Consider the following 19,957-nt stretch of genomic DNA (forward strand, 5'->3'; position numbering starts at 1 on the left):
ATGGTTAGAGTTTATGCCCCGGCTTCCAGTGCCAATATGAGCGTCGGGTTTGATGTGCTCGGGGCGGCGGTAACACCCGTTGATGGTTCTCTGTTGGGGGATGTTGTCAGCGTCGAAGCGGCTGATAGCTTCAGCCTGAACAACCTCGGACGCTTTGCCAACAAGTTGCCGTCAGAGCCGCGGGAAAATATCGTTTATCAGTGCTGGGAGCGGTTCTGCCAGGAACTGGGTAAACATATTCCGGTGAGCATGACGCTGGAAAAAAATATGCCGATTGGCTCCGGGTTAGGCTCCAGCGCCTGCTCTGTCGTTGCTGCTCTGGTCGCGATGAATGAGTACTGCGGGAAGCCGCTTAACGATATGCGCTTGCTGGCGATTATGGGCGAGCTGGAAGGGCGTATCTCCGGCAGTATCCATTACGACAATGTCGCCCCGTGCTTTTTGGGCGGCATGCAGTTAATGATTGAAGAAAACGGCATCATTAGCCAGCAGGTGCCAGGATTTGATGAATGGCTGTGGGTGCTGGCGTATCCGGGTATTAAAGTGTCTACGGCGGAAGCGCGGGCGATTTTACCTGCGCAGTATCGCCGCCAGGACTGTATTGCCCATGGGCGTCATCTGGCTGGATTTATCCATGCCTGCTATTCCCGCCAGCCTCAACTGGCCGCGAAGTTGATGAAGGATGTGATTGCGGAACCGTATCGCACCCGCTTACTGCCCGGCTTTAGCCAGGCACGTCAGGCGGTGGCGGAAATTGGCGCGTTGGCCAGTGGGATCTCCGGGTCAGGACCGACGCTGTTTGCCTTGTGCGATAAGCCGGATACGGCACAGCGTGTAGCAGACTGGCTGGATAAAAATTACTTACAAAATCAGGAAGGCTTTGTTCATATTTGCCGGCTGGACACGGCGGGCGCACGGGTACTGGGATAATAAATGAAACTCTACAATCTTAAAGATCATAACGAGCAGGTCAGTTTCGCGCAGGCCGTCACGCAAGGGTTAGGTAAAAAGCAGGGGCTATTTTTCCCGCACGATCTGCCGGAATTTAGTCTGACTGAAATTGATGACATGCTGAAGCAAGACTTTGTCAGCCGTAGTACCAGGATCCTCTCCTCATTTATTGGTGATGAAATCCCTCAGGAGATCCTTGCCGAGCGTGTGGGCGCAGCGTTTGCTTTCCCGGCGCCGGTCGCTCAGGTTGAAGGTGATGTCGGCTGTCTTGAGCTGTTCCACGGCCCAACACTGGCATTTAAAGATTTTGGTGGCCGCTTTATGGCGCAAATGCTGACACATATCAGCGGCGATAAGCCGGTTACTATCCTGACGGCGACCTCCGGAGATACCGGTGCTGCAGTCGCACATGCTTTTTATGGTTTGAAAAATGTGCGCGTGGTGATCCTCTATCCGAACGGTAAGATCAGTCCATTACAGGAAAAATTGTTCTGTACGTTGGGTGGGAATATCGAAACCGTTGCCATCGATGGTGATTTTGATGCCTGTCAGGCGCTGGTTAAACAGGCGTTTGATGACGAGGAACTGAAAGTGGCTCTGGGGCTAAATTCGGCAAACTCGATCAACATCAGTCGTCTACTGGCACAAATTTGTTACTACTTTGAGGCCGTTGCCCAACTGCCACAAGAGGCGCGGAATCAACTGGTGATTTCCGTTCCCAGCGGTAACTTTGGCGATCTGACGGCCGGCCTGCTGGCGAAATCCCTTGGTCTGCCGGTGAAGCGCTTTATCGCAGCAACTAACGTCAATGATACGGTTCCGCGTTTCCTGCAAGGTGGCGAATGGACACCGAAAGCAACGCAGGCAACCTTATCGAATGCAATGGATGTCAGCCAGCCGAACAACTGGCCGCGAGTGGAAGAACTGTTCCGCCGTAAAATCTGGCGTCTGAGTGAGCTGGGTTATGCGGCCGTTGATGATGCAACCACTCAGGAAACCATGCGTGAACTACAGGCGATTGGATACACCTCTGAGCCGCATGCAGCCGTCGCTTACCGCGCTTTACGTGACCAGTTAAATCCGGGCGAGTATGGTTTGTTCCTCGGTACTGCGCATCCGGCGAAGTTTAAAGAAAGCGTTGAAGAGATTCTTGATGTGACGCTGGATCTGCCAAAAGAGCGGGCGGAGCGTGCGGACTTACCTCTGCTCTCCCATCACTTACCCGCCGATTTTGCCGCGCTGCGTCAGTTGATGATGACCCGCAGCTAACTATAGTGCCCGGTAGCGCATGCGCTTACCGGGCCTACAAAATCTGTTGGTTAATCTCTATTGCTAAACAAATCACTGTTCGTGACGTTTAAACACCAGTTCACCGTTCCCTGACGCTTCTTCATCAAAGAAATAGCCGTCACTGTTAAACGCCGCAAGCTGTTCTGGCTTTGTTAAACGGTTTTCAATGATGTAGCGGCTCATCAGGCCACGTGCCTTTTTGGCATAGAAACTGATGACTTTGAATTTGCCATTTTTCTCATCGAGGAAAACGGGTTTGATCAGCTCCGCGTTTAGCTTTTTCGGCTTCACGGATTTGAAATATTCATCAGAGGCGAGGTTAACCACCACGTTGTCGCCTTGTGCTTCCAGCACTTCATTTAGTTTGTCTGTGATGATATCTCCCCAGAACTGGTAGAGATCTTTCCCCTTCGTATTGGCAAGACGGATGCCCATTTCCAGACGATAAGGCTGCATCAGGTCCAGTGGGCGTAAAACGCCATACAGTCCGGACAGCATGCGTAAATGCTGCTGAGCGAAATCAAAATCCGCCTCACTGAAGGTTTCTGCCTGCAATCCGGTGTAGACATCGCCCTTAAACGCCAGAATCGCCTGACGCGCATTCTCAGGTGTGAAATCAGGCTGCCAGTCATGAAAGCGGGTGGCATTCAGGTCCGCCAGCTTGTCGCTAATCCCCATCAGCTTGCCAATCTGCGGTGCAGAGAGCTGGCGTGCGGTATGAATAAGCTGCTGGGAGTGATCCAGCAGCTCGGGCAGCGTATGGCGAGTGGTGGCCAGCGGACTTTGGTAGTCGAGTGTTTTTGCAGGTGAAATCAGAATCAGCATATCCAGTCCTTGCAGGAAATTTACTGCGACTTTAGCAAAAAAAACGACAGAATTGATCGATGGTTGCAATTGCCTGGCTAGTTGTGGGGCGGTTCATGCCATGTTTCCGGTGCAAGCTGTTGTCTGATATCAGGATAACGGTGTGGATCAAATTCTGGTCGCACGCCGAGTTTTCGCTGACGCAGGTAATCGCTGGCAAGAGTGTGGACAACCGGGGACAGCAGTAAAATTGCCGTCAGATTAGTGATGGCCATACAGGCCATGATAATGTCGGCTAACTGCCACACCAGCGGAAACTGGAGTAATGTTCCTGCAATTACGGTGCAGACGGTCGTGATACGTAAAAGCCAGATGACCCGGATATTGTCCAGATTCAAAAAGACCAGGTTGTTTTCCGCATAGATGTAGTTGGCGACGATCGAACTGAAAGCAAAAAGGATAACAATCAGAGCGACGAATCCCGCGCCCCATTCACCTGTTAGCGATACCATGGCTTTCTGAACCAACTGGATACCTTCCATTGGGACATATGTAGTTCCATTCCCTGCCAGAAGAATAATCATTGCGCTGGCTGTACAGATAATCAGTGTATCACCCAGCACGCCAATCATTTGCACAATACCTTGTGCGGCAGGATGCGGAGGCCATGAGGCGGCTGAAGCCGCAGCGTTAGGGGTTGAACCCATTCCGGCCTCATTCGAAAACATACCGCGTTGAAAGCCACTGGCAATGGCCTGGCTTAGCGTATACCCGGCTGCACCGGCGGCGGCTTCCTGCCAGCCAAATGCACTCTTCACAATGGTGACGATGATCTCTGGGATCTGGCCGATATGCCACAGACAAATGGCAATGCTACAGCCGACCCACAACAAAGCCATTAACGGAACGAACCATTGCATCAAGCGGGCAACACCTTTAATTCCGCCGACTATAGCCAGTAAAGACAGCAATGCCAGCGAGATACCGGATGCAAGAGGAGGGATGTCGAAAGCAAATTCCAGCGCACGAGAGACAGAGTTTGCCTGGACGCTGTTAAAAATCAGGCCATAAGCAATGAGTAAGAAGATAGCAAAGAGGACGCCCATCCAGCGCATGCCCAGTCCGCGAGCCATATACCACGCAGGCCCGCCGCGAAACTGCCCCTTACTGTCGCGCTCTTTATACAGTTGTGCGAGTGAGCACTCGGCAAACGAGGTCGCCATACCAATCAGGGCAGAGACCCACATCCAGAAGACAGCACCAGCGCCACCTGCAGCAATAGCCAGTGCAACGCCAGCCAGGTTTCCGCTTCCGATACGAGCCGCAAGGCTGGTACACAGTGCCTGAAATGATGTTAAACCGCCCGGCTGTGGGCTGAGACTATTTTTAAGACTTTTGCCAAACTGGCGAACGTAGCGAAACTGGACAAATCCCGTACGGTAAGTGAACCAACACCCTGCGCCTAGCAGGAGGTAGATCATCACCGATCCCCAGAGTACTTCATTAATAAATGAGAAAAAATCAGGCATTAACATCCCTCTTGTTGATGCCGGCAAGCGCGAATAATCCCGTGTAAGCGCTACCAATTAGCGAACAGTATATACCTTGTCATGAGATTGATAGCGGGAGTTTATCATACATCAGGTCTCCCCCTTAATTGCGCATGGCTGGTCTGGAGATGCGTAATCAGAGCTGAACGGCAGGTCGGGCAATCCCGGCGGTTGCGCTGAGAGTGCGTCGTGCTATCATCAGGGAAGATCGGTTACATCCCCCTAACAAGCTGTTTAAAGAGAAACGCTATCATGACGGACAAATTGACCTCCCTTCGTCAGTTCACCACTGTAGTGGCCGACACCGGAGACATCGCGGCAATGAAGCTGTATCAGCCTCAGGATGCCACAACTAACCCTTCTCTCATTCTTAACGCAGCGCAGATCCCGGAATACCGTAAGCTGATTGATGATGCTGTCGCCTGGGCTAAGCAGCAGAGTAACGACCGCGCACAGCAGATCGTCGATGCAACTGACAAACTGGCGGTGAACATTGGTCTGGAGATCCTGAAGCTGGTCCCGGGTCGCATCTCCACTGAAGTTGACGCTCGTCTGTCCTACGACACTGACGCATCTATCGCGAAAGCAAAACGCCTGATCAAACTGTACAACGATGCTGGCATCAGCAACGATCGTATTCTGATCAAACTGGCTTCTACCTGGCAGGGTATCCGTGCCGCGGAGCAGCTGGAAAAAGAAGGCATTAACTGTAACTTGACCCTGCTGTTCTCCTTCGCGCAGGCGCGCGCATGTGCAGAAGCTGGCGTATACCTGATCTCTCCGTTCGTTGGCCGTATTCTTGACTGGTACAAAGCGAATACCGACAAGAAAGAGTATGCACCGGCAGAAGATCCAGGTGTGGTTTCCGTTACGGAAATCTACGAGTATTACAAACAACACGGTTATGAAACTGTGGTTATGGGCGCGAGCTTCCGTAACATCGGCGAAATCATTGAGCTGGCAGGCTGCGATCGTCTGACGATTGCTCCGGCACTGCTGAAAGAGCTGGCGGAAAGCGAAGGTGCTATCGAGCGTAAACTGTCCTTCTCCGGTGAAGTGAAGGCGCGTCCGGCACGCATCACTGAAGCTGAGTTCCTGTGGCAGCACAACCAGGATCCGATGGCTGTAGACAAACTGGCGGATGGTATCCGTAAGTTTGCTGTAGACCAAGGTAAACTGGAAAAAATGATCGGCGATCTGCTGTAATCATTTAAGCGTGACCGGGCTTCCGGTCACGCTCTCGTTCTATACCTCTTCTGAAACCTGTCTGTCGCTTCCTCCGCAGTGTATCATTCTGTTTAACGAGACTGTTTAAACGGAATAATCATGAACACTTTACGCATTGGCCTAGTTTCCAATTCCGACCGAGCCTCCAGTGGCGTTTACCAGGATAAGGGGATCCCTGCTCTCGAAGAGTGGCTGGCATCGGCCCTGACGACCCCTTTTGAGCTACAAACGCGGCTAATCCCGGATGAGCAGGCGATCATCGAACAAACGTTGTGCGAACTGGTTGATGAAATGAGTTGTCATCTGGTGTTGACCACCGGAGGCACCGGTCCGGCACGTCGCGATGTGACACCGGATGCGACGCTGGCTGTTGCCGACCGCCAAATGCCTGGTTTTGGTGAGCAAATGCGCCAGATTAGTCTGCACTTTGTCCCTACGGCGATCCTCTCCCGCCAGGTCGGGGTGATTCGTAAGCAGGCGTTGATCCTGAACCTGCCTGGGCAACCTAAATCGATCAAAGAGACGCTGGAAGGCGTGAAAGGTGCCGACGGTAAGGTTATTGTGCCGGGTATTTTTGCAAGTGTACCGTATTGTATACAGTTGCTGGATGGACCATACGTGGAAACCGCACCGGCAGTGGTAGCATCTTTTCGACCAAAAAGCGCAATACGCGATACAAACGCCTGAAAGTAGCCTATTTGTGATATAAATGACAATGATGGTGGAGTGTTGAATTGTTTACGATATAGTAATTTTTAATTTACACGTATCGACAAAACGTTCAATGACTCCACTGACTCATGGTTTGCTATGTCACAACACTCTCGACCGCTGAATCGCCAGGATTATAAAACCCTTTCGCTTGCTGCCCTCGGCGGGGCGCTGGAGTTTTATGATTTCATTATTTTTGTCTTCTTTGCCGCAGTCGTTGGCGAATTATTTTTCCCCGCAGACATCCCGGAATGGCTACGTCAGGTCCAAACCTTTGGTATTTTTGCCGCAGGATATCTGGCGCGTCCGTTGGGTGGCATCATCATGGCGCATTTTGGCGATCTGGTGGGGCGTAAGAAAATGTTCACTTTGAGCATTTTGCTGATGGCGATACCGACGCTGGCGATTGGCCTGTTACCGACTTACACCTCGATGGGGATTCTGGCACCGCTGTTGTTGCTGCTGATGCGTATTTTGCAGGGCGCTGCCATTGGTGGAGAAGTTCCGGGGGCGTGGGTGTTTGTGGCAGAACATGTCCCGGAACGCCGTATTGGTATTGCCTGCGGAACACTGACCGCCGGATTGACAGTCGGTATTCTGTTGGGGTCAGTGGTTGCAACGCTGGTCAATACCAGCCTGACACCGCAGGCCGTACATGAGTACGGCTGGCGTATTCCTTTCCTCTTAGGGGGGGCGTTTGGGCTGGTGGCGATGTACCTGCGCCGTTGGTTGCAGGAAACACCGATCTTCCTTGAAATGCAGGCGCGTAAAGCGCTGGCGGAAGAACTGCCGGTTAAATCGGTTGTCAGCAAGCATAAAAAAGCGGTGGTAATTTCGATGCTACTGACCTGGCTGCTTTCGGCCGGTATTGTGGTGGTGATCCTGATGTCGCCTGTCTGGCTGCAAAAACAGTATGGCTTTGCGCCCGCTCTGACGCTACAAGCCAACAGCGTCGCCACCATTATGCTGTGTGTGGGATGTCTGCTGGCCGGCTTTATTGTCGACAGAGTTGGTGCCAGCAAAACCTTTATTATCGGTAGCCTGCTGCTGGCCTGTTCCAGCTGGTTTTTCTATCACCTTGCCGGTATTTATCCTGAACACCTGTTTCTTTTATATGGCCTGGTCGGTTTATGTGTCGGCGTGGTCGGAGCCGTACCTTACGTGATGGTGCGGGCGTTTCCAGCGGAAGTTCGCTTTACCGGCATCTCTTTTTCCTACAATGTCTCGTATGCCATTTTTGGCGGTCTGACGCCGATTGCAGTGACAATGTTGATGAGTGTGTCGCCAATGGCTCCAGCCTGGTACGTGCTGGCGTTATCACTGGTAGGGTTAGGACTGGGAATTTGGCTGCGACAGGATATTTATCATCGCGATACGGACGTACAGGGAGAGTTGCAGCGCCTGTAAGAAATATCCCCCCGCAAGGGGGGGATAACGGAATAGATTAGTGCATTTCACCAATCGGCAGGATAGTACGGCCAAACTGTTCGTTCAGCACTTCACCCATTGCCAGGTAAATGGCGCTTGCGCCACACACTAAACCAACCCAGCCAGCGAAATGGATAACTCCTTCGTTACCTGCAATGTTGCCAACAGCCAGCAGGGCGAACAGCACCGTCAGGCTCAGGAAGACAAACTGCAAAGCACGGTTAGCTTTCAGCGTGCCGAAGAACATGAACAGTGTGAACACGCCCCACAGACCCAGATACACGCCCAGGAACTGACCATTTGTTGCATCCGCCAGGCCCATTTTCGGCATGATCAGGATGGCAACCAGCGTCAGCCAGAAAGAGCCGTAGGAGGTAAAGGCGGTTAAACCGAAGGTGTTGCCTTTTTTATATTCCAGCAGGCCGGCAAAAATTTGCGCGATACCGCCGTAGAAAATTCCCATCGCCAGAATAATAACGTCAAAGGCGAAGAAACCCGCGTTGTGCAGGTTAAGCAGAATGGTGGTCATGCCAAAGCCCATCAGGCCCAGCGGTGCCGGATTAGCCAACTTAGTGTTGCCCATAATTCCTCAAAATCATCATTGATTGAATGGTGAAATAGTTTCCCCGAATAACGATCACTGTCTTCGGGGCGCGGCATAATAATCAGGTGAGAGTGGGCTGTCTATGATCTAATAAGGGGAAAATGAATTATTTTCCCCTGTGACAGGCATCACGCTTGTGGGGGGAACATTTGGCGCAGGTAAAGGAGAGGGTTTAGTCGTCGCCAATCACTTTTAACGTCGCCATGTCAGAAGAATTGACCGACTGGCCTGAGAAGGTAATTTTCGACACACAACGTTTATTGTTGTTGTCGCTATTGATATTGATCCAATTGGTGGTTTGTCCTTCTTTGATTGACGAAGGGACATTCAGGCTCTGGCTGGACATGCGTGCTGCTTTAAAATAAACGGAGGCTCCATTCAGATGAATATCGCCACGATCTGCCGTCAATTGGATGCGCTTCACAACGCGACAAACGGGGATTTTTAACGTGAGGCTGTCGGTTTGATTTCTGGGCATCGCAATCATACCGAGGACTTTATGATCGTTAGCATGTGCTGTGCTGCTCAGAAGAAGACCGAAAAGCATGCTGACAGACAGCGTTAAAACGGATTTCATGGGATTTCTCTTTGACGGGTTCAAAAGTGGCAATCTGCCACCATATTACCGCTGTCAGAAAAACGATTCATTCTTGTAATATTTTCTTTTTATTACAATTTTTTCGTGAATGGCTTATTTTGTTTTATTCGATTTATGAATAAATTTGGATTGGTAACTATTTCTCATGTTGCTTTTCAGCTCCATTTATCTCGTTTTCTGGTCTCAGGGCTAAAAAAAATTTGCATGCCCCCCTTGATGACGTGGGTTACGACCCCATCTTGTAGACAACCGCAGTGGTGAGTCTGAAAAAAAACGATTCAGGGTAGTTGAAACCGCACGTTTCGCCCTTATTACAGATTCACAACCACATGATGACCGAATTTTTAGTGGAGACGTTTAGATGGGTAAAATTATTGGTATCGACCTGGGTACTACCAACTCTTGTGTAGCGATTATGGATGGCACTACTGCACGTGTGCTGGAGAACGCCGAGGGCGATCGCACCACGCCTTCTATCATTGCTTATACCCAGGATGGTGAAACTCTGGTTGGTCAGCCGGCTAAACGTCAGGCAGTGACAAACCCGCAAAACACCCTGTTTGCGATTAAACGCCTGATTGGCCGCCGCTTCCAGGATGAAGAAGTGCAGCGTGATGAAGCTATCATGCCGTACAAAATCATCGGTGCTGACAACGGTGATGCATGGATTGATGTAAAAGGTCAGAAAATGGCACCGCCGCAGATTTCTGCAGAAGTGCTGAAAAAAATGAAGAAAACCGCTGAGGATTACCTGGGCGAACCGGTAACTGAAGCCGTTATCACCGTACCTGCATACTTTAACGATGCTCAACGTCAGGCAACCAAAGACGCAGGCCGTATCGCAGGTCTGGAAGTCAAACGTATCATCAACGAACCGACTGCTGCCGCGCTGGCTTACGGTCTGGATAAAGAAGTCGGCAACCGTACTATCGCGGTATATGACCTCGGTGGTGGTACCTTCGATATCTCTATTATTGAAATCGACGAAGTTGACGGCGAAAAAACCTTCGAAGTTCTGGCAACCAACGGTGATACCCACCTGGGTGGTGAAGACTTCGATAGCCGTATGATCAACTACCTGGTTGACGAATTTAAGAAAGATCAGGGCATTGACCTGCGTAACGACCCGCTGGCAATGCAGCGCCTGAAAGAAGCCGCAGAAAAAGCGAAAATTGAGCTGTCTTCTGCGCAGCAGACCGACGTTAACCTGCCGTACATCACTGCAGATGCGTCTGGTCCGAAACACATGAACATCAAAGTGACCCGTGCGAAACTGGAAAGCCTGGTAGAAGACCTGGTGAACCGTTCCATCGAGCCGCTGAAAGTTGCTCTGCAGGATGCTGGTCTGTCTGTTTCCGACGTTCAGGATGTAATCCTGGTTGGTGGTCAGACTCGTATGCCGATGGTGCAGAAGAAAGTTGCTGAGTTCTTTGGTAAAGAACCGCGTAAAGACGTTAACCCGGACGAAGCTGTAGCAATTGGTGCTGCCGTTCAGGGTGGTGTATTGACCGGTGATGTGAAAGACGTACTGCTGCTGGACGTTACCCCGCTGTCTCTGGGTATCGAAACCATGGGCGGCGTGATGACTCCGCTGATCGCCAAAAATACCACCATCCCGACCAAGCACAGCCAGGTGTTCTCTACCGCTGAAGACAACCAGTCTGCGGTAACCATCCATGTGCTGCAGGGTGAACGTAAACGTGCTGCTGATAACAAAGATCTGGGTCAGTTTAACCTGGATGGCATCAGTCCGGCACCGCGCGGCATGCCGCAGATCGAAGTCACCTTCGATATCGATGCTGACGGTATCCTGCACGTTTCCGCGAAAGACAAAAACAGCGGTAAAGAGCAGAAGATCACCATCAAGGCATCTTCTGGTCTGAACGAAGAAGAAATTCAGAAAATGGTTCGTGAAGCAGAAGCGAACGCGGAATCTGACCGTAAGTTCGAAGAGCTGGTTCAGACCCGTAACCAGGGCGACCATCTGCTGCACAGCACTCGCAAGCAGGTTGAAGAAGCAGGCGACAAACTGCCAGCTGATGACAAAACTGCCATCGAGTCTGCACTGACCGCGCTGGAAACTTCTCTGAAAGGTGAAGACAAAGCGGATATCGAAGCGAAAATGCAGGCGCTGGCGCAGGTTTCCCAGAAACTGATGGAAATCGCTCAGCAGCAGCACGCACAGCAGCAGGCTGGTGCAGCAGGCGCTGATGCTTCTGCAAACAACGCGAAAGATGACGATGTTGTCGACGCTGAGTTTGAAGAAGTGAAAGACAAAAAATAATCGCCCTTTGAACGGGTAATTACTGGCACGGGCGAAGAGGTTTCCTCTCCGCCCGTGCATGCATGTTAGGGGCAGATAAAAAAAGATGGCTAAGCAAGACTATTACGAGATTTTAGGCGTTTCCAAAACAGCGGAAGAGCGTGAAATCAAAAAGGCCTACAAGCGCCTGGCCATGAAATTCCACCCGGACCGTAACCAGGGTGATAAAGAGGCCGAAGCTAAATTCAAAGAGATCAAAGAAGCCTACGAGATCCTGACCGATGCGCAAAAGCGAGCGGCTTACGATCAGTACGGCCATGCAGCATTTGAGCAAGGCGGTATGGGCGGCGGCGGCGGTTTTGGCGGCGGTGCTGACTTCAGCGATATCTTTGGTGACGTGTTTGGCGATATCTTTGGCGGTGGTCGTGGCCGTCAGCGCGCCTCACGTGGTGCTGATTTACGTTACAACATGGATCTCACTCTGGAAGAAGCCGTGCGTGGCGTCACCAAAGAGATCCGTATTCCTACACTGGAAGAGTGTGACGTCTGCCACGGCAGCGGCGCGAAATCTGGTACTCAGCCGCAGACCTGTCCAACCTGTCACGGTTCCGGTCAGGTGCAGATGCGTCAGGGCTTTTTTGCCGTACAGCAGACCTGTCCACACTGCCAGGGGCGCGGTACGCTGATCAAAGATCCATGCAATAAATGCCATGGTCATGGTCGCGTTGAGAAGAGTAAAACGCTGTCCGTTAAAATACCTGCTGGGGTGGATACCGGCGATCGTATTCGCTTGTCTGGTGAAGGCGAAGCAGGCGAGCATGGCGCACCGGCAGGCGATCTGTACGTTCAGGTGCAGGTGAAACAGCACCCGATTTTTGAACGAGAAGGCAATAACCTGTACTGTGAAGTACCGATTAACTTTGCGATGGCAGCTCTGGGCGGTGAAATTGAAGTACCGACGCTGGATGGCCGCGTGAAGTTAAAAATACCTGGTGAAACGCAAACCGGTAAACTTTTCCGTATGCGTGGCAAAGGTGTTAAATCGGTTCGCGGTGGTGCTCAGGGCGATCTGTTGTGCCGTGTTGTCGTTGAAACCCCAGTGGGTCTGAACGACAAACAAAAACAGTTGCTGAAAGATCTTCAGGACAGCTTTGGCGGTCCGACGGGTGAGCAAAACAGCCCGCGCTCAAAAAGCTTCTTCGACGGCGTGAAGAAATTCTTCGATGATCTGACGCGCTAATAAACAAGCCTAACATTTGATGAAAAGCCTGAGACTGAAGAGCCTCAGGCTTTTTTATTTCTGCGATCCGTCCTGATCAAATTGTCATCCCCCTTTGTTTTTTAGTTCGTAAATACCGAGTTATTCATCATGTATAAACTAATATTAACGATGAGTTATGCGGAGTAAGATAGTAATTACGAAGTATTCACCCAATAGAGAGAATAAAAAGTGAAACATCTGCATCGTTTTTTTAGTAGCGACGCCTCGGGAGGCATTATTCTGATCATCGCTGCAGTGGTAGCTATGTTGATGGCCAATATCGGCGTAACCAGTGGATGGTACCACGCCTTTCTGGAAACCCCCGTCCAACTGCGGGTTGGCGCGCTTGAGATCAACAAAAATATGCTGCTGTGGATCAACGACGCCTTGATGGCGGTGTTTTTCCTGCTAATTGGTCTGGAAGTGAAGCGTGAGCTGATGCAAGGGTCGCTGGCCAGCCTGCGTCAGGCTGCTTTTCCAATCATTGCGGCGATTGGCGGCATGATTGTTCCGGCGTTGCTCTATCTCGCATTCAACTATGCCGATCCTATCACCCGTGAAGGGTGGGCGATCCCTGCGGCAACGGATATAGCTTTTGCATTGGGCGTGCTGGCACTTCTGGGGAGTCGTGTCCCGCTGGCGCTGAAAATATTCCTGATGGCGCTGGCGATTATCGATGATCTTGGCGCTATCGTGATTATCGCGCTGTTCTATACCAGCGACCTGTCACTGCTTTCGCTGGGGGTTGCCGCATTCGCTATTTTGATTCTGGCGGTGTTGAATTTGTGCGGGGTAAGACGTACCGGCATTTATATTCTGGTTGGCGTAGTGCTGTGGACTGCGGTACTGAAGTCCGGCGTGCACGCGACCCTGGCTGGCGTAATTGTTGGTTTCTTCATTCCGTTGAAGGAAAAGCATGGCCGGTCACCAGCGAAGCGTCTGGAGCACGTCCTGCATCCGTGGGTGGCATATTTGATTCTACCGCTGTTTGCCTTTGCCAATGCGGGAGTTTCATTGCAGGGCGTTACGATGGATGGGCTAACCTCCATACTGCCTCTGGGCATTATTGCCGGCCTGCTTATTGGTAAGCCGTTGGGAATCAGCCTGTTCTGCTGGCTGGCGCTGCGTCTGAAGTTGGCACAGTTGCCGGAGGGGACGAATTTCCAGCAAATTATGGCGGTGGGTATTTTGTGCGGTATTGGCTTCACAATGTCGATTTTTATCGCCAGCCTTGCGTTTGGTAACGTTGATCCTGAGTTAATTAACTGGGCGAAACTGGGGATCCTGATCGGTTCCTTGCTGTCGGCGGTTATCGGTTATAGCTGGCTGCGCACGCGTTTGAATGCGCCAGCCTGATCGGTTAATCCGTTTATGACAATTTTCAGGGAGAGAGTATGTCTCATATAAATTACAACCACCTGTATTACTTCTGGCATGTGTACAAAGAAGGTTCGGTGGTGGGGGCTGCAGAAGCGCTTTATCTGACGCCACAAACTATTACCGGGCAGATCAAAGCGCTTGAGGAACGTTTACAGGGAAAGTTGTTTAAGCGTAAGGGACGTGGGCTGGAGCCGAGTGAGCTGGGCGAATTAGTTTTTCGATATGCGGACAAGATGTTCACCTTAAGCCAGGAGATGCTGGATATCGTGAACTATCGCAAAGAGTCTAATTTACTGTTCGACGTTGGCGTGGCGGATGCGTTGTCTAAACAGCTGGTCAGCAGCGTGCTGGATGCTGCTGTGGTTAAAGATGAACAGATCCACCTGCGCTGCTTTGAATCAACGCATGAGATGCTGCTGGAGCAGCTCAGCCAGCACAAGCTGGACATGATTATCTCAGACTGCCCGATCGACTCCACGCAACAGGAAGGGCTGTTCTCGGTGAAAATTGGCGAGTGTTGTGTAAGCTTCTGGTGTACAAATCCGTTACCAGAAAAGCCGTTTCCGGCATGCCTCGAGGAGCGGCGATTATTGATACCAGGACGTCGTTCAATGCTCGGGCGTAAGTTGCTGAACTGGATTAACTCTCAGGGGCTGAACGTAGAAATCCTCGGGGAGTTTGACGATGCCGCATTGATGAAAGCTTTTGGTGCAACACACAATGCCATTTTTGTTGCACCTACGCTCTATTCGAACAATTTCTATGCAGATGACTCAATTATTGAGATTGGACGCGTGGAGAATGTGATGGAGGAATATCATGCCATTTTTGCCGAGAGGATGATCCAGCATCCGGCGGTGCAGCGTATTTGTAATGCGGATTATTCCGCGCTATTTACGCCAGCGAACAAATAAGCAGACATAAAAAAACCCGCTTGCGCGGGTTTTTTCACAAAGCGACAACAAGCAAGCGATTAAGCCAGTTTGTTGATCTGCGCAGTCAGGTTTGCTTTATGACGTGCAGCTTTGTTTTTGTGGATCAGACCTTTAGCAGCCTGACGATCCACGATTGGTTGCATTTCGTTAAATGCTTTCAGTGCAGTAGCTTTGTCGCCAGCTTCAATAGCTGCGTATACTTTCTTGATGAAAGTACGCATCATAGAGCGACGGCTAGCGTTGTGCTTGCGGGCCTTTTCAGACTGAACGGCGCGCTTCTTAGCTGATTTGATATTAGCCAAGGTCCAACTCCCAAATGTGTTCTATATGGACAATTCAAAGGCCGAGGAATATGCCCTTTTAGCCTTCTTTTGTCAATGGATTTGTGCAAATAAGCGCCGTTTAAATTGCGGCACTCGTTGCGTAGTGATGGCGCAGGATTCTACCAGCTTGCGTGCTGTGAATACAGCTTTTCCACGAGAAAAGTTGAATTGGCTTGCCCATGAAGGACATCAATTTGTTTCATAACAATGAAAACAATCTTCTTTCTGTTTCGTGGTACCAATCGTCGGTTAACCTTGACCGCGGTACAGGGTATACTTTCACGATTTTCACTGTTTTGAGCCAGACATGAAGCTGATACGAGGCATACATAATCTCAGTCAGGCCCCGCATGGGTGTGTGCTGACTATTGGTAATTTCGATGGCGTGCATCGTGGCCACCGCGCGTTGCTGCAGGGTTTGCAGGAAGAAGGACGCAAGCGGGGCTTGCCGGTAATGGTGATGATTTTTGAGCCACAGCCGCTTGAACTGTTTGCGACTGAAAAGTCACCTGCACGACTGACTCGTTTGCGGGAAAAGCTGCGTTATCTGGCGGAATGCGGCGTTGATTACGTGCTCTGTATACGTTTTGACAGACGCTTTGCCGCATTAACGGCACAGAATTTTATCGGTGACCTGTTGGTTAAGCGGCTGGGTGTACAATTTCTTGCCGTTGGTGATGATTTCCGCTTCGGCGCTGGTCGCGAGGGCGATTTCTTGTTATTACAGGAAGCGGGTGCGGAGTATGGCTTCGATATCACCAGTACCCAGACCTTCTGTGAAGGTGGAGTGCGAATCAGCAGTACCGCAGTGCGCCAGGCGCTGGCTGAAGATAATCTGTTGCTGGCTGAAAGCTTGCTGGGTCATCCCTTTACCATTTCGGGACGGGTTGTACACGGCGACGAGTTAGGACGTACCATCGGCTTTCCGACGGCAAATTTACCGCTCCGTCGCCAGGTCTCTCCTGTAAAAGGGGTGTATGCGGTTGAGGTGATGGGGCTTGGCGAAAAACCTATTCCCGGTGTCGCTAACATCGGTACTCGCCCAACGGTGGCAGGCGTACGCCAGCAGTTAGAAGTGCATTTGCTGGACGTTGTAATGGACCTCTACGGTCGCCATATAGATGTAGTACTGCGTAAAAAAATACGCAACGAACAGCGATTTGCCTCGCTGGATGAACTAAAAGCGCAGATTGCGCGTGATGAGTTAACTGCCCGCGATTTTTTTGGGCTATCAAAACCGGCTTAACGCCTATACGAGTTTTAAATACGGAACCGAGAATCTGATGAGTGACTATAAATCAACCCTGAATTTGCCGGAAACAGGGTTCCCGATGCGCGGCGATCTCGCCAAGCGTGAACCGGGAATGCTGGCGCGTTGGACTGATGATGACCTGTACGGCATCATTCGTGCGGCTAAAAAAGGCAAAAAAACCTTCATTCTGCATGATGGCCCTCCTTATGCGAATGGCAGCATTCATATTGGTCACTCTGTAAACAAGATTCTGAAAGACATTATCGTGAAGTCCAAAGGACTCACGGGATATGACTCGCCTTACGTTCCGGGCTGGGACTGCCACGGTCTGCCTATCGAGCTGAAAGTAGAGCAGGAATTTGGTAAGCCGGGAGAGAAGTTCACTGCCGCAGAGTTCCGTGCCAAATGCCGTGAATATGCCGCAACGCAGGTTGACGGCCAGCGTAAAGACTTTATCCGTCTTGGCGTGCTGGGCGACTGGTCACATCCGTACCTGACGATGGACTTCAAAACCGAAGCCAACATCATTCGCGCGCTGGGTAAAATCATCGGCAACGGTCACCTGCACAAAGGTGCGAAACCGGTGCATTGGTGCGTAGACTGCCGTTCTGCACTGGCGGAAGCGGAAGTTGAATATTACGACAAAACGTCCCCGTCTATCGACGTGGCGTTCCACGCTGCCGACCCTGACGCGGTGAAAGCGAAGTTTGGCGTTTCTGATGTCAACGGCCCGATCTCTCTGGTCATCTGGACTACCACTCCGTGGACGCTGCCGGCTAACCGCGCTATCTCTCTGGCACCTGATTTTGATTATGCGCTGGTGCAGATTGACGGTCAGGCCCTGATTCTGGCAAAAGACCTGGTTGAAAGTGTAATGCAGCGTATTGGCGCCGCTGAGTACAGCATCCTTGGTACAGTAAAAGGCGCTGAGCTGGAACTGCTGCGTTTTACCCATCCGTTTATGGGCTTTGATGTTCCGGCAATCCTTGGCGATCACGTGACGCTGGATGCGGGTACCGGTGCGGTGCATACCGCGCCAGGCCATGGTCCTGACGACTATGTCATTGGTCAGAAATATGGACTGGAAGTGGCTAACCCGGTTGGTCCGGACGGCACTTATCTGCCAGGTACTTATCCAACGCTGGATGGCGTTAACGTATTCAAAGCCAACGATATCGTCGTTGCATTGCTGACTGAAAAAGGCGCACTGCTGCACGTTGAGAAGATGCAACACAGCTATCCTTGCTGCTGGCGTCACAAGTCTCCGATCATCTTCCGTGCAACACCACAGTGGTTCGTCAGCATGGATCAGAAAGGCTTGCGCGCGCAGTCGCTGAAAGAGATCAAAGGTGTACAGTGGATCCCGGATTGGGGTCAGGCGCGTATCGAATCAATGGTTGCCAACCGTCCTGACTGGTGTATCTCCCGTCAACGTACGTGGGGTGTGCCGATGTCTCTGTTTGTTCACAAAGACACAGAAGAACTGCATCCGCGTGCCATCGAACTGATGGAAGAAGTTGCCAAACGCGTTGAAGTCGACGGCATCCAGGCATGGTGGGATCTCGATCCAAAAGATATCCTCGGTGACGAAGCTGACCAGTATGTCAAAGTACCGGATACGCTGGACGTATGGTTCGATTCCGGGTCAACCCATTCATCCGTGGTTGATGTGCGCCCTGAGTTTTCTGGTCACGCGGCAGATATGTATCTGGAAGGCTCTGACCAGCATCGCGGTTGGTTCATGTCTTCGCTGATGATTTCCACCGCAATGAAGGGCAAAGCGCCATACCGTCAGGTACTGACCCACGGTTTCACCGTTGATGGTCAGGGACGCAAGATGTCCAAGTCCATCGGTAACACCGTTAGCCCGCAGGATGTGATGAACAAACTGGGTGCGGATATTCTGCGTCTGTGGGTGGCATCTACCGATTACACTGGCGAAATGGCGGTTTCAGACGAAATCCTGAAACGTGCTGCTGACAGCTATCGTCGTATCCGTAACACCGCTCGCTTCCTGCTGGCGAACCTGAACGGGTTTGATCCGCTAAAAGACATGGTGAAACCGGAAGAGATGGTCGTGCTGGATCGCTGGGCTGTGGGCTGTGCACAAGCGGCACAGGACGAGATCCTGAAAGCCTACGAAGCCTATGACTTCCACGAAGTCGTGCAGCGCCTGATGCGCTTCTGCTCCGTTGAAATGGGTTCGTTCTATCTCGACATCATCAAAGACCGCCAGTACACCGCGAAAGCGGACAGCGTGGCGCGTCGTAGTTGCCAGACTGCGCTGTTCCATATCGCAGAAGCACTGGTCCGTTGGATGGCACCAATCATGTCATTTACCGCCGATGAAATCTGGGGTTACCTGCCAGGCGATCGCGAGAAGTATGTTTTCACCGGTGAGTGGTACCAAGGTCTGTTTGGTCTGGCCGATACTGAAGCGATGAACGACGCATTCTGGGACGAACTGCTGAAAGTGCGTGGCGAAGTGAACAAGGTTATCGAGCAGGCGCGTACGGATAAGAAAGTGGGCGGTTCTCTGGAAGCGGCAGTCACCCTGTATGCTGAGCCAGAACTGGCTGCGAAGCTGACCGCACTGGGCGAAGAGTTACGCTTTGTTCTGTTGACCTCTGGCGCGATTGTTGCGGATTATGCACAAGCTCCTGCAGATGCTCAGCAGAGCGAACTGCTCAAAGGTCTGAAAATTGTACTGAGCAAAGCCGAAGGTGAGAAGTGCCCGCGTTGCTGGCATTACACCACCGACGTCGGTCAGGTGGCGGAACACGCAGAAATCTGCGGACGCTGTGTCAGCAACATCGCCGGTGATGGCGAAAAACGTAAGTTTGCCTGATGAGTAAGCCTCTTTGTTCAACTGGGCTACGCTGGCTATGGCTGGTGGTAGTCGTGCTGATTATCGATTTGGGCAGCAAATACCTGATCCTCCAGAACTTTGCTCTGGGGGATACGGTGTCGCTATTCCCGTCGCTTAATCTGCACTATGCGCGTAATTATGGCGCTGCGTTTAGCTTCTTAGCCGACAGCGGTGGCTGGCAGCGCTGGTTCTTCGCCGGTATCGCGATTGGTATTTGTGTCATTCTGGCGGTGATGATGTATCGCTCGAAGGCGACGCAGAAGCTGAACAACATTGCCTATGCGCTAATCATTGGTGGCGCGCTGGGGAACCTGTTCGATCGACTGTGGCATGGTTTCGTGGTCGATATGATCGACTTTTACGTTGGTGACTGGCATTTCGCGACATTCAATCTTGCTGATACGGCGATTTGTATTGGCGCTGCGTTGATTGTCCTGGAAGGCTTCTTACCTTCGAAAGAGAAAAAAGCCGCATAAAAAAATGCCGGATAACGCTATGCTTATCCGGCGTG

At 51.4% G+C, this 19,957-nt stretch carries 17 protein-coding genes and 1 pseudogene; 13 read left to right on the plus strand and 5 right to left on the minus strand.

Annotated features, from left to right (window positions below):
• A complete protein-coding gene (gene thrB / locus LG384_RS03315; RefSeq protein WP_045439573.1) occupies positions 1-930 on the plus strand; it encodes a homoserine kinase in 930 nt (309 codons plus the stop codon).
• A gap of 3 nt (positions 931-933) precedes the next feature.
• Positions 934-2,220: a threonine synthase gene (thrC, locus tag LG384_RS03320; protein WP_225760445.1), complete on the plus strand. Its 1,287-nt coding sequence runs from the start codon at positions 934-936 to the stop codon at positions 2,218-2,220.
• Positions 2,221-2,292: 72 nt separating this feature from the next.
• On the opposite strand, the gene yaaA is transcribed toward thrC, so the two are convergent.
• Together yaaA and LG384_RS03330 are read right to left on the minus strand one after the other, a co-directional pair.
• Positions 2,293-3,066 carry a peroxide stress protein YaaA gene (gene yaaA / locus LG384_RS03325; protein WP_225760446.1) on the minus strand — a complete coding sequence of 258 codons (774 nt, stop codon included), beginning with the start codon at positions 3,064-3,066 and terminating at the stop codon, positions 2,293-2,295.
• 77 nt (positions 3,067-3,143) lie between these two features.
• The gene (locus LG384_RS03330) at positions 3,144-4,574 is read right to left on the minus strand and encodes a sodium:alanine symporter family protein (protein WP_225760447.1); all 1,431 of its coding nucleotides are present in this window, start codon (positions 4,572-4,574) and stop codon (positions 3,144-3,146) included.
• Between the two features lie 273 nt (positions 4,575-4,847).
• Between LG384_RS03330 and tal the strand changes: the two genes are divergently transcribed.
• From tal to LG384_RS03345, 3 genes are all read left to right on the plus strand, one after another.
• On the plus strand, positions 4,848-5,801 hold the full coding sequence (gene tal, locus LG384_RS03335) for a transaldolase (RefSeq protein ID WP_045439585.1): 954 nt from the start codon (positions 4,848-4,850) through the stop codon (positions 5,799-5,801).
• A 120-nt stretch (positions 5,802-5,921) separates the two neighbouring features.
• Positions 5,922-6,509 carry a molybdopterin adenylyltransferase gene (gene mog / locus LG384_RS03340; protein WP_225760448.1) on the plus strand — a complete coding sequence of 196 codons (588 nt, stop codon included), beginning with the start codon at positions 5,922-5,924 and terminating at the stop codon, positions 6,507-6,509.
• A 123-nt stretch (positions 6,510-6,632) separates the two neighbouring features.
• The gene (locus LG384_RS03345; RefSeq protein WP_225760449.1) at positions 6,633-7,940 is read left to right on the plus strand and encodes an MFS transporter; all 1,308 of its coding nucleotides are present in this window, start codon (positions 6,633-6,635) and stop codon (positions 7,938-7,940) included.
• Between the two features lie 37 nt (positions 7,941-7,977).
• Here LG384_RS03345 and satP read toward each other — a convergent pair whose 3' ends face one another.
• Both satP and LG384_RS03355 read right to left on the minus strand, forming a co-directional pair.
• Entirely contained in the window at positions 7,978-8,544 is a 567-nt protein-coding gene (satP, locus tag LG384_RS03350; RefSeq protein WP_045439598.1) for an acetate uptake transporter, read from the minus strand.
• 193 nt (positions 8,545-8,737) lie between these two features.
• On the minus strand, positions 8,738-9,142 hold the full coding sequence (locus LG384_RS03355) for a DUF2541 family protein (protein WP_200042203.1): 405 nt from the start codon (positions 9,140-9,142) through the stop codon (positions 8,738-8,740).
• A 382-nt stretch (positions 9,143-9,524) separates the two neighbouring features.
• On the opposite strand from LG384_RS03355, the gene dnaK reads away from it, so the two are divergent.
• The 4 genes from dnaK to nhaR all read left to right on the plus strand — a co-directional run bounded on the left by dnaK (position 9,525) and on the right by nhaR (position 14,981).
• Entirely contained in the window at positions 9,525-11,447 is a 1,923-nt protein-coding gene (gene dnaK, locus LG384_RS03360) for a molecular chaperone DnaK (RefSeq protein ID WP_045439604.1), read from the plus strand.
• 85 nt (positions 11,448-11,532) lie between these two features.
• Entirely contained in the window at positions 11,533-12,666 is a 1,134-nt protein-coding gene (gene dnaJ, locus LG384_RS03365; protein WP_045439607.1) for a molecular chaperone DnaJ, read from the plus strand.
• 210 nt (positions 12,667-12,876) lie between these two features.
• Positions 12,877-14,043, plus strand: coding sequence for a Na+/H+ antiporter NhaA (gene nhaA / locus LG384_RS03370; protein WP_225760450.1), 1,167 nt, complete (start codon positions 12,877-12,879; stop codon positions 14,041-14,043).
• Between the two features lie 38 nt (positions 14,044-14,081).
• Positions 14,082-14,981 (plus strand): transcriptional activator NhaR, encoded by a 900-nt coding sequence (nhaR, locus tag LG384_RS03375; protein ID WP_045439611.1) that lies wholly within the window; start codon positions 14,082-14,084, stop codon positions 14,979-14,981.
• Between the two features lie 59 nt (positions 14,982-15,040).
• Here the strand turns inward: nhaR and rpsT are convergent, their stop codons facing one another.
• Entirely contained in the window at positions 15,041-15,304 is a 264-nt protein-coding gene (gene rpsT / locus LG384_RS03380) for a 30S ribosomal protein S20 (RefSeq protein ID WP_003018940.1), read from the minus strand.
• A gap of 105 nt (positions 15,305-15,409) precedes the next feature.
• On the opposite strand from rpsT, the pseudogene LG384_RS03385 reads away from it, so the two are divergent.
• The 4 genes and pseudogenes from LG384_RS03385 (at position 15,410) to lspA (ending at position 19,922) form a co-directional block, all read left to right on the plus strand.
• Positions 15,410-15,625: pseudogene (locus tag LG384_RS03385) on the plus strand (DUF2575 domain-containing protein).
• A 7-nt stretch (positions 15,626-15,632) separates the two neighbouring features.
• The gene (gene ribF / locus LG384_RS03390; protein WP_045439613.1) at positions 15,633-16,571 is read left to right on the plus strand and encodes a bifunctional riboflavin kinase/FAD synthetase; all 939 of its coding nucleotides are present in this window, start codon (positions 15,633-15,635) and stop codon (positions 16,569-16,571) included.
• 37 nt (positions 16,572-16,608) lie between these two features.
• On the plus strand, positions 16,609-19,425 hold the full coding sequence (ileS, locus tag LG384_RS03395; RefSeq protein ID WP_225760451.1) for an isoleucine--tRNA ligase: 2,817 nt from the start codon (positions 16,609-16,611) through the stop codon (positions 19,423-19,425).
• Positions 19,425-19,922: a signal peptidase II gene (lspA, locus tag LG384_RS03400; RefSeq protein WP_045439619.1), complete on the plus strand. Its 498-nt coding sequence runs from the start codon at positions 19,425-19,427 to the stop codon at positions 19,920-19,922. Before ileS ends, lspA begins: the two co-directional genes overlap by 1 nt.
• Positions 19,923-19,957 lie beyond the last annotated feature (35 nt).

It is taken from the genome of Citrobacter sp. Marseille-Q3906 (assembly GCF_916618775.1).
Classification (GTDB): domain Bacteria; phylum Pseudomonadota; class Gammaproteobacteria; order Enterobacterales; family Enterobacteriaceae; genus Citrobacter; species Citrobacter murliniae.